Origin of the sequence: Micromonospora sp. NPDC048842 (genome assembly GCF_040649935.1) — a bacterium.
Classification (GTDB): Bacteria; Actinomycetota; Actinomycetes; order Mycobacteriales; family Micromonosporaceae; genus Micromonospora; species Micromonospora hortensis.
This window is the reverse complement of the sequence record NZ_JBEZGK010000002.1, coordinates 179,233-195,002: the sequence shown is the minus strand read 5'-3', so window position 1 is coordinate 195,002 and position 15,770 is coordinate 179,233. Positions and strand designations below refer to the sequence as shown.

The window sequence follows — 15,770 nt, the reverse complement described above, 5'->3', positions numbered from 1 at the left end:
GCGATCAGCGCGAGACGCGGATCGGCATGATGAGGTACCGGTACCCCGGAATTACCTCGCCATCCTCGCCAGCGGGAGAGATCACCGCGGGCTTGAAGGCGTCGACGAACGAGAGCACTGCCGTCTGAGCGCCGAGGTTTGCCAGACCGTCGATGAGGTACTGCGGGTTGAAGCCGATGGTCAGTGGTTCGCCGGTGAAGGTGGCCTCCATCGCCTCGCTGGCCCGCGCCTCCTCGGAACCGCCGGCCTCGACCACGAGACCGTCGGCGCTGAAGCTGAGCAGCACCGGGGTGGTGCGTTCGGCGACCAGCGCGACCCGCTTGACCACCTCGATCAGCGTGCTGACCGGCACCCGGGCCGCAGCGTTGTGAGTGGCCGGGAAGAGCGACCGCACCGGCGGGTAGTTGGCGCCGTCGAGCAGCCGGCTGGTGGTACGTCGGGTGCCGCCGGCGAGGCCGACCATGCCCTCGCCCGCGGCGCCCTGGGCGAGGGCGAGGGTGACCTCGCCGCCCAGCGGGCCGAGGGCCTTGGCGGTGTCGTTCAGGGTGCGGGCGGGCACCAGGGCGTTGATGCTCACCTCGGGGTCGTCCGGCCGCCACTGGATCTCGCGCAGCGCCAACCGGTAACGGTCGGTGGCGAGCATCGACAGGGTGTCGCCGGACAGCTCGACGCGGACACCGGTCATCATCGGCAGCGTCTCGTCGCGACCGGCGGCGATGGCTACCTGGGCCACAGCGGTGGCGAACGCCGCGGCGTCGACGGTGCCGGCGCTCTGCGGCATCTCGGGCAGCGCGGGGTAGTCCTCCACCGGCATGGTGGGCAGTGTGAACCGGGCGCTGCCACAGACCAGCTCGAGGTGCGCGCCGACAGCGGCGATGTCGACAGGCTTGGCCGGCAACGCCTTGGTGATCTCGGCGAGCAGGCGGCCGGAGACGAGCGCGGCGCCGTCGGCGTCGCCCTGCACCTCGACTGTCACCTGGCTGGAGACCTCGTAGTCGAACCCGGAGACCCGCAGGTTGCCGTCGGTGACGCGGAGCATCACCCCGGCGAGCACCGGTACGGATGGCCGGTTGGGCAGGCTCTTCGCGGTCCACGCCACAGCCTCGGCGAGCGCGTCGCGCTCCACTCGGAACTTCATCAATGCCTCCGCGTCGACGTCAGCGACAACTCTCTCATGCCGACCGCTGCCTACCGTCCCGCCCGACCGTGCGGGTACCCATCGCACCTTAGGGCGCGAGGACATCGGCTGTGCGCCCGACCCCATGGATCGTGTCGATGCTGACCGGCTGATCCGGCAGCGTTCGGCCCGATCCACAGAAAGCCCAACGGTGATGATTGGTTTTTGTTCTCTTAGAAGAGATAACTCATCGTCTTCATCGCACCTGTGCAAACTGTGGAAAACCGAGGTCTGCGCAGGTCAGACAGGTTATCCACCGGTGATTTAGCTGTGGAGAACCGGGGGCACAACCGGCTCGTGTGTCCACAGCCCGGCGACGACGGCCGGTTGTCCACCGTTGTCCACCGGTTGTCCACCGGTAATCCACCGACTTTCTCCCCAAGCCTGTGGATCGCGGGGAAGATCACCATTGCCGTCATCCCCAGAACCTTCAACAGCTCGTACACAGGTTGATGATGATCGGTGGATAACCTGACGGTCGTCCCCAGGCGTCCACAGCTTCGTACACAGGGTTTCTCCACAGCCTGTGGGTAACTGGCGGAGGACGGACCGTAGTTATCCACCGACGGTGGACAACGAGCTGTGCACAACGAGTGGGGATCGAGGCGGTCACGGCCTCAATGCTGTGGTCTCCACCATGTCGAGAGTCCAGCTGACTGACCAAAAAGAACGCCCGACCGGAGATCCGGTCGGGCGTGTCCTGCGGCTGTTCGCCGCCGCGAGGGTGTCGTACGCCTCAGCTGTTCTGTTTGATGCGGTTGGTCAACTCGGCGATCTGGTTGTACAGCGAGCGCCGCTCCGCCATCTGCTGACGAATCTTGCGGTCGGCGTGCATCACAGTGGTGTGGTCCCGGCCACCGAACGCCTGCCCGATCCGGGGCAGCGACAACTCGGTCAACTCCCGACACAGGTACATGGCCACCTGGCGGGCGTTGACAAGCACCCGGGACCTGGACTGGCCGCGCAGATCCTCCAGGCTCACACCGAAGTAGTCAGCGGTCGAGGCCATGATCTGGTCAGCGTTAATCTCCGGACCGGCGCCGTCGGGCATGAAGTCCCGAAGCACCTCCTCGGCCAGCGACAGCTCGACCGTCGACCGGGTCAGGCTGGCGAACGCTGTCACCCGGATCAGCGCGCCCTCCAACTCCCGGATCGAGTTCGACACCCGGGAGGCGATGAACTCCAACACGTCCGGCGGGGCGTACATCCGCTCCTGCGCCGCCTTCTTCTGCAGGATCGCGATCCGGGTCTCCAGATCCGGCGGCTGGATGTCGGCCAGCAGCCCCCACTCGAACCGGGTTCGCATCCGGTCCTCGAGGGTCGCGAGCTGGCGCGGCGACCGGTCAGAGGTGATCACGATCTGCTTGTTGGCGTTGTGCAGCGTGTTGAAGGTGTGGAAGAACTCCTCCTGGGTGCGCTCGCGGTTCTCCAGGAACTGGATGTCGTCGATCAACAGGATGTCGACGTCGCGGTAGCGCCGCTGGAACGCGCTGGTCTTGTCGTCCCGGAGCGAGTTGATGAAGTCGTTTGTGAATTCCTCGGTCGACACGTACCGGACCGAGCGGGCGTTGCCGAGCGTCGTGGCGTAGTGCCCGATGGCGTGCAGCAGGTGCGTCTTGCCCAACCCGGAGTGCCCGTAGATGAACAGCGGGTTGTACGCCTTGGCCGGTGACTCCGCCACCGCCACGCTCGCCGCGTGGGCGAAGCGGTTGGACGAGCCGATGACGAACGTCTCAAACATGTACTTCGGATTGAGCCGGTTGCCGCCGGTGTCGGCACCGGGCAACCGACGGTCGTCGCGGCCACCGGTCCGATGGTCCACGGCGCTGCGACCCGGGCCGCTGTCCGTTCCGCTGTCCCGGGGGAGCGAGCGGATCACGTGCTGGTCGCGCGGTGACGCCGAGTCGTCCCGGTAGCGGGGCTCGTAGGGCCGGGTGTCGGGGCCGGACGGGTCCAGGCGGGCGGCCTGCTCGTCGTAGCCGCGCCGGTCCGGGCCCGGTCGGGAGGGCCGCAGGGGCTCCGCGAAGGCAGCGCTGAACAACGCCTCCTGCCCGTCCCTGCTGGCGGGAATCAACCCCGCGCGATGCCCTTCCACGGGCGGCGCGAGCGGCGGACCCGCCGGCGCGGGCAGCGGAGCCGGATCGGGGGTACGCGGCACCGGCGACTGCTCAGGGATCATCGCGTCGGCCGACGGTCGAGCGCCCTGGTCGTCGTCGAACGGGGCGATACCCGGGCCGTCGATGTCGAGCTGCCCGGTCTCCGGGGCGCTGCGGTAGACCGTGCCGGCCGGGCGGCCGGTGGCGTCCTCGGCCACCCGAACGGTGACCGCGACCTGGATCGGCCGGCCGAGCCGGCGGGTGAGCGCCTCGGTGATCGCTGGGCGCAGCCGTGACTCGATCACATCGCGGGTGAACGCGTCCGGAACGGAGAGCAGTGCGGTGTCCTCGACGATCGCTCGCAACCGGGTCAGTCGGAGATAGGCACGCTGCTGGGCGGAGATGATCTCGTCGGCGAGCTCGTCGGTCGCCGCTAACCACACTGCGGCAAGGTCGGTCGTACCGGCCACCGTCGTGCCACCCCCTCGCTTCTGCTCCCGGCCGCCGCTGTCTGCCAGCCGGCCGTCCCGGGCCCGCCGCGTTCGCGGGGTGGAACAACACCCACCCGGACGGTCGACCGGTGGTCATCCACAAGTTATCCACAGCCTGTGTACCGACCGATTGTGGCCGCCGCCGGACGCGGGTGGGACCTGCCCCTGCCTGATCGGGCGCCGAAGCGGGTTCACCGTGCCGAACGATTCACTGCCATGTCCGGTCTTGCCTGCGCGACGACCGGAGCTTCCGACGCTCACCGCAATCGGGCACGGTAACAGCGTTGTCCCTGCGCCATCAACCGGCGACGCGTCGGCGCCCTTGTCGGCATCAGCGAAAACCACCCTTCGGCCTCGGGCGCGTCCCGTTCTCCCCTGCTCGGGGTGTTTGACGGTCATTGCCCCCCTGCGTAGGCTGGAACGGCTGCTTTCTCGCCCTCTGCTAGGGTGATGGGTGCTTGCTGTCCGCGGTCGCATCCCCGCAACGCCGAGGTCCCGCTCCGCCGGACAGCACCGATCGTGGGCCACCGTCGAGGTGTCCTGGACCACCACACGACCCCGGCGATCCCGTCGCGCGGGGCGCGTACGAAAACGGAGAGCCTGACGTGAGCAAGCGCACCTACCAGCCGAACAACCGCCGGCGCGCGAAGACCCACGGCTTCCGGCTGCGCATGCGCACCCGTGCCGGCCGTGCCATCCTGTCGAGCCGTCGCGCCAAGGGTCGCACCACCCTGTCGGCCTGAGCCGACCGGGCCGGTCCAGGGGACGTGGGCAGTCGTGCTGGCCGCCGCACAGCGACTGCGGCGCAGCACTGACTTCGCCGCAGCGGTTCGCGGTGGCCGACGCGCCGGACGTGGCGCCGTCGTGGTCCACCTGACCGTGCCGGTGACAGTCGACCCCAGCACACCGACCTTGCCGGAGCCGGTACGGGACAACAGTGCGGAGCAGTCGTCCGTGCCGTCCCGTGCCGGCTTCGTCGTGTCCAAGGCGGTCGGCAACGCGGTGATCCGTAACCGGGTCCGGCGCCGACTGCGGGCGCTGGTCCGGGAACGGTTGACCGACCTGCCCGCCGGCAGCACCCTGGTCGTCCGGGCGCTCCCCGCCGCGGCGCAGGCGTCGTACCCTCGGCTCGCCACCGACCTGGACGCCGCCATCGCGGTCGCCCGGTCGCCGCGCGAACGGCGGTCCCGATGAGCGGCACCGAGCAGAGCAGCCCACGGCCGTCGACAACCGGTGCCAAGGTGCTGATCGCGCCCATCATCGCGTACCGTCGGTGGATAAGTCCGGCACTGCCGGCTCGCTGTCGGTTCTATCCGTCGTGCAGTGCGTACGCCCAGGAGGCGGTCGTTCGGCACGGCGCGCTCCGGGGAGCCGTGCTGGCGGCCCGGCGGTTGTTGCGCTGCCACCCCTTTCACCCTGGTGGATATGACCCGGTGCCGGAGCCGGGCGGCCGCCGTCGTGCTGATGTGACTGGAGCCCCGAATTGAGTCTGAGTCTCGACTGGATCTACTACGCGATTTCGTGGATCCTGCTGACCTGGCACTCTGCCTGGGACGCCATCGGGGTGCCCGTCGGTGCGGTGATCGGCACCAACTTCGCCTGGATCCTGTCCATCATCTTCCTGGTGGTCACCGTCCGGGTGATCCTGTTCCCGGTCTTCGTCAAGCAGATCAAGTCGCAGCGGGCGATGCAGGCGCTCCAGCCCAAGGTCAAGGAGCTTCAGGAGAAGCACAAGGGTGACCGGGAGACGCTCCAGAAAGAAATGATGGAGCTCTACAAGAAGGAGAAGGCCAACCCGCTTATGGGTTGCCTTCCGATGTTCCTTCAGATCCCGGTCTTCCTGGGTCTCTTCCACGTGTTGCGCCGGCTCGACCCGGACAAGCAGAACAAGACCCTCTACGGCTGGACCGTCGACCAGTTCCAGAGCGCCTCGGAGGCGAAGCTCTTCACCGCCCCGATCGCCGGCAAGTTCGGCTCCACTGCCGACGAGCTGGCCAGCCTCGGCGCCAACGGCAGCACCGTGAAGATCATTGCTGGTGTCCTGGTCCTGGTCATGATCGCCACCACCTACCTGACCAGCCGTCAGATGATCCTCAAGACCGGCTGGGCCGAGGACCCGCAGCAGCGGATGATCCAGCGACTGATGCTCTACGGCATCCCCGCGTCGCTGCTGATCTCCGGCGCGATCTTCCCGATCGGCGTCATCATCTACTGGGTCACCAACAACCTCTTCACCCTCGGCCAGCAGCAGTGGGTGCTGCGGAAGTTCCCGCCGCCGGTGACCGCCAAGAAGGCCGTCGCGCCCGCCGCCAGTCGCAACCCCGTGCAGCCCGCCAAGTCGGGTGGTCTGTTCGGTCGCGGCAAGGCCGCCCCGCCGGCGCCGGTCAAGGCGACCGCGCCCAAGGTTGCCGGGCCGAAGCCGGGCGCCAAGCCGACGAACAACCCGAAGAAGAGCCGCCCCGCCAAGCGGCAGGGCTGACCTGCGAGGGCCGCCGCCGGTGATCCGGCGGCGGCCCGCTCCGCACCGCGCAGCCGCCGTACGGCCGGCGCCGGGCGGAACCGACCGCGCACCGCGCGGCCACGGGCGACACTGCCCGTACAGACGTGCCCGTGGGCACCGGCGACCTCCAGCCGGCCCCGGGAAACCAGTCGGACCCGACGGTCCGGCCGAGCGAGTACGGAGATGAGACCGTGACCGAGACCAGCATCCCCCGCGCCGAGCAGTCCCTGGACGAGGAGGAGACCGCCACGCTCGCGGTGGACGGCGACGACACCGAAGCCGATGACACCGAGGCGGACGACGACACCGACACCGCCGCCGGCACCCGGGTGAAGAAGGCTGTGGGCGAGGGCGACCTGTTCCGGCAGAGCGAGATCGCCGCCGACTACGTCGAGGGCCTGCTCGACATCCTCGACTACGACGGCGACATCGACGAGCTGGTCGCCGCCGGCCGTCCGATGGTCGAGGTGGTCGGCGAGCGCCTGCAGAATCTGGTCGGTCAGCGCGGGGCCACCCTGGAGGCGCTCCAGGAGCTGACCCGCCTCGCCGTCTTCCGGCAGACCGGTACGCCGAGCCGTCTGCTGCTCGACGTCGGTGGCTACCGGGCGAACCGCCGTAAGGAACTCGCCGCGGTCGCCAAGAACGCCGTCGAGAAGGTCAAGGAGTACGGCGAGCCGGTCCGCCTGGAGGCGATGTCCGCGTTCGAGCGCAAGTGCGTGCACGACGTCGTCAACGCCATGTCCGGTGTCGCGAGCGAGTCCGAGGGTGTGGAGCCGAACCGGCGCATCGTCGTACGGCCGGCGGACTGACCGGGTGACCCACGACGACATCACGGCCGATGCCGTGTCCGGCCCGGGCGGCACGCCGCCCGGGCCGTCCGCTGTCAGCCCCGCCACCGTCGACGCCGATGCCGAATCGGCCGGGCGAGACAGCGCCCCGTCACCGGCCGACGCGGCGTTGCCGTCCGAGTTGGCCCCGGCCGCGCTGACCCTCTTCGGTGACCGACTCGACCTGGCCGCCGCGTACGCCGAACTGCTGGCTACCGACGGAGTGGTCCGCGGCCTGATCGGCCCCCGGGAGGCACCCCGCATCTGGGATCGGCACCTGCTCAACTGCGCCGCGGTCGCGGAGCGGATCCCGTCCGGCGTGACGGTGCTCGACGTCGGCTCCGGCGCCGGTCTGCCGGGGCTCGTTCTGGCAATCGCCCGCCCCGACCTCACTGTCACCCTGATCGAGCCGTTGGCCCGGCGGACGTCGTTCCTGATCGAGGTCGTCGAGCGGCTTGGTCTGGCCAAGTCGGTACGGGTGTTCCGCGGCCGGGCCGACGAGGCGGCCAGCGGGTCGAGCGGCCGGGAGCCGATCAGCGGAGACGTGGTGACCGCGCGCGCGGTAGCGCCCCTGGACCGGCTCGCGGGCTGGAGCCTTCCCCTCGCGGTTCGCGGTGGTCGGCTGCTGGCGCTCAAGGGCTCGTCCGCCGCCGCCGAGATCGAGGAGCACGCCGACGTGGTGGCCCGACTCGGCGGCGGGGAGCCGACAGTGCAACTCTGCGGCGTCGGGGTGATCGATCCGCCGACCACCGTCGTGGAGATCGTGCGCGAGCGGATGGTCGGCCCGGCCCGCCCGGCGGCCAAGAAGCGCGCCCGGGGCGGACGCTCCCGCCGAGGTTGACACTTCGCGCCATCGGGCTTCCGGCCGGTGGGTTGCCTCGTTGTACCGGTACGGATGGACGAGGGGATGAGAACCCGACGTGGACCGGCCGCGCCCGTCCGCCGTAGGCTGACCGCGCGTCGATAGTGTGGAGCGGGTGACGGACGTCGCGGGTCTCCGACCGCTCCCGCGGGCCGTACGCTCCGGGTTGCGGGCGAGGATGCGGCCAAGTTGACCGGGGCGCGGACCGACCATCCGAAGCGGGCAGGGATGACAGGTGCATGACGACGGCAGGTACGACGATCCACGCGTGACCGGGTCGACCAGCGATCCCGTTTCACGTGAAACCGACTACCCGAGCTGGTCGCCCGGCGCGACCGGGCCATCGACCCGACCTACCGACGGCGATCCGCCGGCACCGCTCGACGCGCCGTTGGGCGCAGGGCGGCCGGAGGGCTTGGCCACTCCGGAGCCGGCGAGTGGTCGTCGGGCGCCGGAGGTGTCGAGTCGGCCGGTCAACGCCGCCGAGGTGCGGTCGACCTCGGGTCGCCGCAACACCGCCGCGGCGGTTCGCTTCGAGGCGGCCGTCCCACACCAACCCACCGCGGCTGCCGTTCGGGATGCCGCGCCGGTGGTCGCCGACGCACCGGTCGCTTCGACCGAGTCGTTGGCCGCCGTGGCGGCCGATCCCACGTACGTTTCACGTGAAACCCCGACGCGCGAAGAGGATGACCCACCGTTGGCTATGGAGGCGATGCGCGCCGTGCAGATCCTGAATCCCAGTGGCGAGGTGACCATGCCTCGGCCGGACCGGACCCGGGTCATGTGCGTCGCCAACCAGAAGGGTGGCGTGGGTAAGACCACCACCACCGTCAACCTTGCGGTGGCGCTCGCCCTGCACGGCAACCGGGTGCTCGTGGTCGACCTCGACCCGCAGGGCAACGCGTCGACCGGGCTCAACGTGCCACACCACACCGGAATCCCCGACGTGTACGACTGCCTGATCAACAGCGTGCCGCTGGCCGAGGTGGCGCAGGCGGTCGAGGGCATCCCCAACCTCTGGTGCGTACCCGCGACCATCGACCTGGCCGGCGCGGAGATCGAGCTGGTGTCGGTGGTGGCCCGGGAGTCGCGCCTGGACCGAGCGATCGCCGCCTACCCGGGCGAGTTCGACTACGTCTTCATCGACTGCCCGCCCTCGCTCGGCCTGCTCACGGTCAACGCTCTGGTTGCCGCGCAGGAGGTGCTGATCCCGATCCAGTGCGAGTACTACGCGCTGGAGGGGCTCAACCAGCTGATCAACAACATCAACCTGGTACGCCAGCACCTCAACCCGAAGCTCGATGTCTCCACCATCCTGCTGACCATGTACGACCGGCGCACCCGGTTGGCCGACGCGGTCGAGCAGGACGTCCGGAACCACTTCGGCGACAAGGTTCTCCAGGCGGTCATCCCCCGCAACGTCCGGGTCTCCGAGGCGCCGAGCTACGGCCAGTCGGTGATGACCTACGATCCCGGTTCGCGGGGTGCCACGAGTTACTTCGAGGCCGCCCAGGAGATCGCCGAGCGCGGCGTCAAGGAGCCGGTGGGCCGGAATGCGTAGTGCGGACGAGTCGCTGGGAGGCGTCGCATGAAGAACCGTCCTCGGGGCGGTCTGGGTAGGGGCCTGGGGGCGCTGATCCCGACCGGGCCGGCGCCGGCTGCCGCTGGCACCGCGACGGCCGAGCCGGAGAACGAGCATCTGGACGACGCGGGCACCGTCGCCGTCGACGCGGTGCCGGCCGGAGCGCCTGTCCACGAGCCGGAGCCCGTGCTGAGCCCGGTGCCGGGTGCTCGATTCGCCGAGATCCCGGTCGACGCGATCATGCCCAACCCGAAGCAGCCCCGCCAGGTCTTCGATGAGGAGGCGCTGGAGGAGTTGAAGACCTCGATCCAGGAGGTCGGCTTCCTCCAGCCCATCGTCGTTCGGCAACTCGACGACGAGAAGTACGAACTGGTGATGGGCGAGCGGCGCTGGCGGGCCGCCCAGGCGGTGGGTCGGGAGAGCATCCCGGCGATCGTCCGGGACACCCGTGACGACGCGATGCTCCGCGACGCCCTGCTGGAGAACATCCATCGGGCGAACCTGAACCCACTGGAAGAGGCCGCCGCCTACCAGCAACTGCTGGAGGAGTTCGGGGCCACCCACGAGGAGTTGGCCCGCCGGATCGGCCGGAGTCGCCCGCAGATCTCCAACACCATCCGACTGCTGAACCTGCCCGCGCAGGTGCAGCGCCGGGTTGCCGCCGGCATCCTGTCGGCGGGGCACGCACGCGCCCTCCTGAGCCTCGACGAGGCGGAGGCGCAGGAACAGTTGGCTCTGCGGATCGTGGCCGAGGGACTGTCGGTTCGGGCGACCGAGGAGATCGTCGCCTTGGCACTCAACGACGGTCCGGCGAAGGGTCAGGCCGCGAAGCGGCGACCCAAGGCACACGCGCCGGCCCTGACCGACCTCGCCGACCGGCTGTCCGACCGCTTCGACACCCGCGTGAAGGTGGACATCGGCCGGAGCAAGGGCAAGATCACGATTGAGTTCGCGACGGTGGACGACCTTGAGCGGATCGTCGGGATCATCGGAGTGCAACAGGAGGAGGGCGGGGAGGACTGACCCCCCGCTCGCCCACGGCCGCGCCACCCACTGGGGGCGCGGCCGTTCTGCGTTCCGGGGTCGTCGCGTTTCACGTGAAACAGCCGGACGGCGCTGATTCGGCCGGTCGGCATGCCCTGTGGGTTCGTCGTCGTCCTCTGCTCGTCCAGCAACCCGGCGTACCCCTCTGACGGCAGGAGGCGTCGGCGGAGAGCGGTGAGCGGTGAGCGGATGGACCGGTCGCGTCGACCCGCACGCGCCGCAGGACAATCCCCAGGGCTGCGGGCTGCGTGCGCCAGACGGCACGGTGATGGGCGGGGAGCTCCGGCGTGGTGAGCGGTTAGTGGCGAAGCCGGAGGCGGTGGCGGGCCACTGGCCGCTTGGTGAGTGCGGATGCCGAGCGGATCCTCTACGCGCGTCGCAGAAGGCTCGGGAATGGTCCACTCGACCGCAACCACCCCCGGCGTCGATCAAAGCGCCAGCGAGCCGCTGAGTGGCGCGAAACGGCGTCTCCGTGGTCATCGGCAGGCGGGCAGAGGCTCACCCTCGCGGCGATTCCGGCGGAGCAGCCTCACGGCGACCTTGGCGGGAGTCCGCCGGGTCGCCGCGTTGCTGGACCGTCGAACCGCAGGAACTGGGGTGTACGCGCCATAGGCGAGCGGGAACTCGGCCCCGGAACTGCCGGCTCGCCTTCGCTGCCCGGCGTTGAACCGCCGGACCGACTTCGCCGCCCGCTCTCCCCGTTTCACGTGAAACCGAGTCAGCGCTTCGGTGTCGCCGAACGAAACCACCGGAGTCGAAGCGGCGGCCAAACGAAATCGCTCCCGTCCTCCGACGCTCGACGCCTGCGCTGCGAACCGACCTCCCCTGGCCTTGGGCGTCCAGGCCGTCCGGTCGTCCGGGTGTCCAGGCCTCCGGGCCGCAAGGGCCGAGGTCTGTGTTGACGCGGGTCCGCGAACGAGCCAGGGCAGTCACCGCTGACGCGTTCCAAATGGGCCGGCGAGCGGTCATTGGCGGCTGGGTACCGCCCCGGCGGCGGCATGCGGCGCCGATCGGAGGGCGCCCGTCCAGCTCCACACCTGTTGATCATCGATTCCGCCGGATTTGGCGGTTCGCGGACAACGACCGACCGGCCGAAAAGTTATCCACACCGGTTGTCCACAGGCACCCCCCGTTTCACGTGAAACAGCGCGTGGGAGCGGGTGTGAGCCTGTGGATGACGGCCTGTGTTCAGGATCTCGGCAGCCTGTGGATATCGCCTCTCGGTGCCCTGCGCGACCACGCGCACCCGGTCGGCGACGGACGCCGATCCGGCGGCCCGGGACCGCTCGAACAGGTAGGGACAGCGGTGCCAGACTCGGTTAGGGTCAGCGTCGTGCACGACAACCCTCCCTCAGTCCCGGACTTCACCCAGTGGCCGTCATTTCCCTTCGAGGGTGACCTCCACGTGAAGCAACTCGATGATCCGGTCCCGGTCGAACCGCCCCGGAAGGGTGAGGGTCTCCGGGAATGCACCGCCTGCAACGCGCCCGACGACGCCTACATCTGGGTGGGCGAGCGGTGGCGGGTCCGCGCCATGGACCGACCCACCGGCCTGCCCATGGTGCTCATCCTGGAATCGCGCACCCACCTCGACCTCGGCGACCTGCCGAACCTGCTGGCCGCCGAGCTGGGGGTGATGACCGTACGTCTGGAGCGGGCCATCCGGTCGCTCGACGGCGTGGCACGGGTGCACGTCAATCGCTGGGGCGACGGCTCGGCTCATCTGCACATGTGGTTTCTCGCTCGTCCATACGGCCGCCTTCAGTTGCGGGGAACGTTCCTGTCCCTGTGGGACTCGATCCTGCCGCCGATCTCCGAGGCGCAGTGGCGGGAAAATCTGGCGCTCGTCGCGGCCTGGCTCGCCGAGTTCGGTGGCCGCCCGCTCGCCGAGCCGCCCCGCATCCAGTGGCAGGCGCCGTCCAGTCTGCTGGCCCAGTCCGCTGCCGCGGATGCCGCTGCCGCAGCGGAGGCTGCCTCAGCGGCAGCAGCCGGGACGGAGACCGTCTCGGTCATCGAGGCGGCAGAGGAGATTCCGGAACCGGCGCTCGACTCCATCCCTGATCGGACCGACGCCGACAGCAGTCCCCGTACCGAAGCGGTCGCGGAGCCGGGCACCGGTGCCGGCTCGACCACGACGACCGTCAGCGGCCGCACGTCTGAACCGGCCCCCACGGTGACGGTCAGCGGTCCGGCGGCCGAACCCGCTCGGACGGCATCCGCCACCAATCTGCCCGGCACCCCGGCCTCCGGCACCCGGGACTCCACCGCCGCCGCATCCGGCAGCGCCGCATCCGGCAGCGCCGCATCGGGCAGCGCCGCATCGGGCAGCCACGGACTCCAGGTTGGCTCTGCGGAGGTGCCCACCGACAGACCCCACGTGGTCGGCTCGGCAGAGAAGCCCACCGGCGGGCCCGACGTCGGTCCGGCGAGCGGAAGCGCCGACGAAGCTGGTTCCGCCAACCCGGCCGCGTCCCCGCCCACCGGGGGCGCCTCCGGAGAAGCCGTCAGCAGGACCGCCCCCGAGAAGGACGCCGGCACTCCGGGCGCGGCCGCGCCCACCAACGGCAGCGGCACACCCGACGTACGCGCGACCCAGTGACCTGCAACCGGCCATGAGGTTGACCCCGAGGGCCAACCTCATGGACGGTGCTGCGGTGCGACGGGTTGGCGGGTAGCTCAGTGCTTGGTGAGGCGGGCGGCTGCTCGGGCGACCAGGGTGCCGAGGAGCCGGCCGAAGTCCAGCCCGGCCGCCTGCACGGCGAGCGGAAGCAGTGACGTCTCCGTCATGCCTGGCGAGACGTTGACCTCCAGCACGTGCGGCTGGCCGGCCGCGTCCACGATCACGTCGACGCGGGAGAGATCCCGTAGCCCGAGCGCGGTGTGCGCGGCGAGGGCCACGTCAGAGACAGTGGCAGCCACCTCCGGGTCCAGCCGGGCGGGGGCGTGCCAGGTGGTCCGTCCTGCTGTGTAGCGGGCGGCGTAGTCGTACACGCCGTTGCGCGGCACGATCTCCACCGGGGGCAGTGCCTGCGGGCCGTCGCCGAGGTCGACGACGGAGACCGCCACATCCATCCCCGGCACGTACCGCTCCACGAGCGCCGTGGAGTAGTACGCGAAGCAGCCGACCATCGCGGCGGGCAGCGCGGAGGCGTCCCGGACCACAGCCCCGCCGAGCCCGGACCCGCCCTGCGCCGGCTTCACCATCAGGGGTACGCCCAGACGGTCGACGATCCGGTCCAGGACGGCGACCGCGCCGAGCTCGGAGAAACGATCGTGCGGGAGCGCGACCCAGTCGGGGGTGGGGATGCCGGCCTCGCGGAGCACCGCCTTGGCCGAGGGCTTGTCCCAGGCGACCCGGGAGGCCCGAGCGTCGCAGCCGACGTACGGGATGTCGCACAGATCCAGCACCCCGCGCAGTGAGCCGTCCTCGCCGGTCGCGCCGTGCAGTGCGATCACCACAGCGTCCGGCGGGTCGGCCGCGAGCGACGGCAGGAGCGCCACGTCCGCGTCCCGCAGCTCGGCCTCCACCCCGACGGCGCGTAGCGCGTCGAGCACCCGACGACCGGAGCGCAGTGACACGTCTCGTTCGTAGGAGAGCCCACCGGCGAGCACCACGACGCGCAGGTCGGCCGAGATGGCGGAATCGGTCACGAGGAGGTGCTCGGCGGTCGTAGCCATGCCGGCATCATGCCAAGTCGGGCCCGGGCACGTCGGAGCCGGCCCGGCCGCGTCGGCCGGCGGCGCCACCCACGGCACCGAAGACCCGGCGCATCGCGATCTCCTGCTCCATCACACCGGCCAGCCGGCGGACGCCCTCGCGGATCCGCTCCGGCGGCGGGAAGCTGAAGTTGAGCCGCATGGCGTCGGTGCCGGTGCCGTCGGCGTAGAAGCCGGTGCCGGGAACGTAGGCGACCCGGGCGGCGACCGCTCGCGGCATCATGGCCTTCGAGTCGAGCCCGTCGGGCAGGCTGGCCCACACGAAGAGACCGCCGGCCGGTGTCGTCCAGCTGGTGCCCTCGGGCATCAGGTCGGCCATCGCGTCGAGCAGCGCGTCGCGGCGTTCCCGGTAGACCTCGCGATAGACCTTGAGCTGCTGCCGCCAGGGCATCGTGGTCAGGTAGGTGGCCACCGCGGCCTGGGCGAAACCGCTGGGGCAGAGGATCTGCGCCTCGCTGGCGATGACCAGTTTGTCGCGGACCGCGTGCGGCGCCAGGATCCAGCCGACCCGCAGCCCGGGGGCGAAGGTCTTGGAGAAGGTACTGAGGTAGAAGACGCCGTCGCGGCGGCGGGCCCGCAGGGGGGCCGGGGCCTCACCCTCGAACCCCAACTGGCCGTACGGGTCGTCCTCGACGACGAGCAGGCCGGCGCGCTCGCAGATGTCGAGCACCCGTTCCCGGCGCTCCTCGCTGAGCGTCACGCCGGTCGGGTTCTGGTAGGTGGGGATCGTGTAGAGGAACTTGACTCGCTGGCCCGCGCGGGCCAGGTCGGCGATGGCCGTCTCCAGCGCCTCCGGGATCAGCCCGTCCGCATCCATAGGTACGTGGACGACCTGCGCCTGGGCGGCCTGAAACACGCCGAGCGCACCGACGTACGTCGGCCCCTCGGCGAGCACCACGTCACCCGGGTCGAGGAAGAGCCGGGCCACCAGGTCCAGTGCCTGCTGCCCGCCCACTGTGACCACGACGTCCTCCGGGGAAGCCCCGCACGCGGCGTCGATCCCGGAGAGCGACATCACCTCGCAGATCCGCTCGCGCAGCTCGAGGGTGCCCTGGCCGATGCCGTACTGGAGGGTGGTCACGCCGTGCTCGGAGCCGAGCCGGCCGAGCATCTCGCCGACCGCGTCCAGCGGAAGGGCGGCGATGTACGGTGCGCCACCGGCGAGCGAGACGACCTCCGGACGACTGGCCACCGCGAACAATGCTCGGATCTCCGAGGCGGTCATCCCGCGTACCCGCCGGGCGTACCGGTCGGTGTAGTCGTCGAGTGTCGTGCCGGTCATGACCTCACCTCGATCACTGCTCGAGTGGCTCCGCCCCGGGTACCCCGCACACCGCTGACCATGGCGGCGGACACACCGATTGTCGATCCTAGTCCGCAAGAGTCGTGCCGCCGCGGTGCCGCAGCAGATCGACCACATGGCGGACCGTCCTCGGCGTCCGCCGTTGCGGTGGGCATTCGCGCGTCCCCTCCC

The 15,770-nt window shown here is 70.3% G+C and carries 12 protein-coding genes and 1 pseudogene; 9 read left to right on the top strand and 4 right to left on the bottom strand.

The features are described from left to right. Window positions 1-4: 4 nt before the first annotated feature. A complete protein-coding gene (dnaN, locus tag AB0C19_RS03400; protein ID WP_210782097.1) occupies window positions 5-1,138 on the bottom strand; it encodes a DNA polymerase III subunit beta in 1,134 nt (377 codons plus the stop codon). 775 nt (window positions 1,139-1,913) lie between these two features. Further along, window positions 1,914-3,743, bottom strand: a complete 1,830-nt coding sequence (gene dnaA, locus AB0C19_RS03395) for a chromosomal replication initiator protein DnaA (protein ID WP_357178713.1) — start codon at window positions 3,741-3,743, stop codon at window positions 1,914-1,916. A 626-nt stretch (window positions 3,744-4,369) separates the two neighbouring features. On the opposite strand from dnaA, the gene rpmH reads away from it, so the two are divergent. The 9 genes and pseudogenes from rpmH to AB0C19_RS03350 form a co-directional block, all read left to right on the top strand. Then, the gene (gene rpmH, locus AB0C19_RS03390) at window positions 4,370-4,507 is read left to right on the top strand and encodes a 50S ribosomal protein L34 (protein ID WP_007453904.1); all 138 of its coding nucleotides are present in this window, start codon (window positions 4,370-4,372) and stop codon (window positions 4,505-4,507) included. Window positions 4,508-4,541: 34 nt separating this feature from the next. After that, a complete protein-coding gene (gene rnpA, locus AB0C19_RS03385; RefSeq protein WP_357178710.1) occupies window positions 4,542-4,958 on the top strand; it encodes a ribonuclease P protein component in 417 nt (138 codons plus the stop codon). Continuing rightward, window positions 4,955-5,251 carry a membrane protein insertion efficiency factor YidD gene (gene yidD, locus AB0C19_RS03380; RefSeq protein ID WP_091396555.1) on the top strand — a complete coding sequence of 99 codons (297 nt, stop codon included), beginning with the start codon at window positions 4,955-4,957 and terminating at the stop codon, window positions 5,249-5,251. The genes rnpA and yidD overlap by 4 nt, the downstream gene beginning before the upstream one ends. 2 nt (window positions 5,252-5,253) lie before the next feature. After that, the gene (gene yidC, locus AB0C19_RS03375; RefSeq protein WP_357179481.1) at window positions 5,254-6,243 is read left to right on the top strand and encodes a membrane protein insertase YidC; all 990 of its coding nucleotides are present in this window, start codon (window positions 5,254-5,256) and stop codon (window positions 6,241-6,243) included. 212 nt (window positions 6,244-6,455) lie between these two features. After that, window positions 6,456-7,073 (top strand): R3H domain-containing nucleic acid-binding protein, encoded by a 618-nt coding sequence (locus AB0C19_RS03370; RefSeq protein WP_091397533.1) that lies wholly within the window; start codon window positions 6,456-6,458, stop codon window positions 7,071-7,073. A 4-nt stretch (window positions 7,074-7,077) separates the two neighbouring features. Then, the gene (gene rsmG / locus AB0C19_RS03365) at window positions 7,078-7,932 is read left to right on the top strand and encodes a 16S rRNA (guanine(527)-N(7))-methyltransferase RsmG (RefSeq protein WP_357178704.1); all 855 of its coding nucleotides are present in this window, start codon (window positions 7,078-7,080) and stop codon (window positions 7,930-7,932) included. Between the two features lie 256 nt (window positions 7,933-8,188). Continuing rightward, window positions 8,189-9,514, top strand: coding sequence for an AAA family ATPase (locus AB0C19_RS03360; protein ID WP_357178701.1), 1,326 nt, complete (start codon window positions 8,189-8,191; stop codon window positions 9,512-9,514). A 27-nt stretch (window positions 9,515-9,541) separates the two neighbouring features. After that, a complete protein-coding gene (locus tag AB0C19_RS03355) occupies window positions 9,542-10,558 on the top strand; it encodes a ParB/RepB/Spo0J family partition protein (protein ID WP_357178698.1) in 1,017 nt (338 codons plus the stop codon). Window positions 10,559-11,912: 1,354 nt separating this feature from the next. Then, a pseudogene (locus AB0C19_RS03350) lies at window positions 11,913-12,503 on the top strand (hypothetical protein); the annotation flags it as partial. Between the two features lie 752 nt (window positions 12,504-13,255). Here the strand turns inward: AB0C19_RS03350 and AB0C19_RS03345 are convergent. Together AB0C19_RS03345 and AB0C19_RS03340 are read right to left on the bottom strand one after the other, a co-directional pair. Then, on the bottom strand, window positions 13,256-14,257 hold the full coding sequence (locus AB0C19_RS03345; RefSeq protein WP_357178695.1) for a D-alanine--D-alanine ligase: 1,002 nt from the start codon (window positions 14,255-14,257) through the stop codon (window positions 13,256-13,258). A 7-nt stretch (window positions 14,258-14,264) separates the two neighbouring features. Continuing rightward, window positions 14,265-15,578, bottom strand: coding sequence for a PLP-dependent aminotransferase family protein (locus tag AB0C19_RS03340; protein WP_357178693.1), 1,314 nt, complete (start codon window positions 15,576-15,578; stop codon window positions 14,265-14,267). Between the last annotated feature and the right edge of the window lie 192 nt (window positions 15,579-15,770).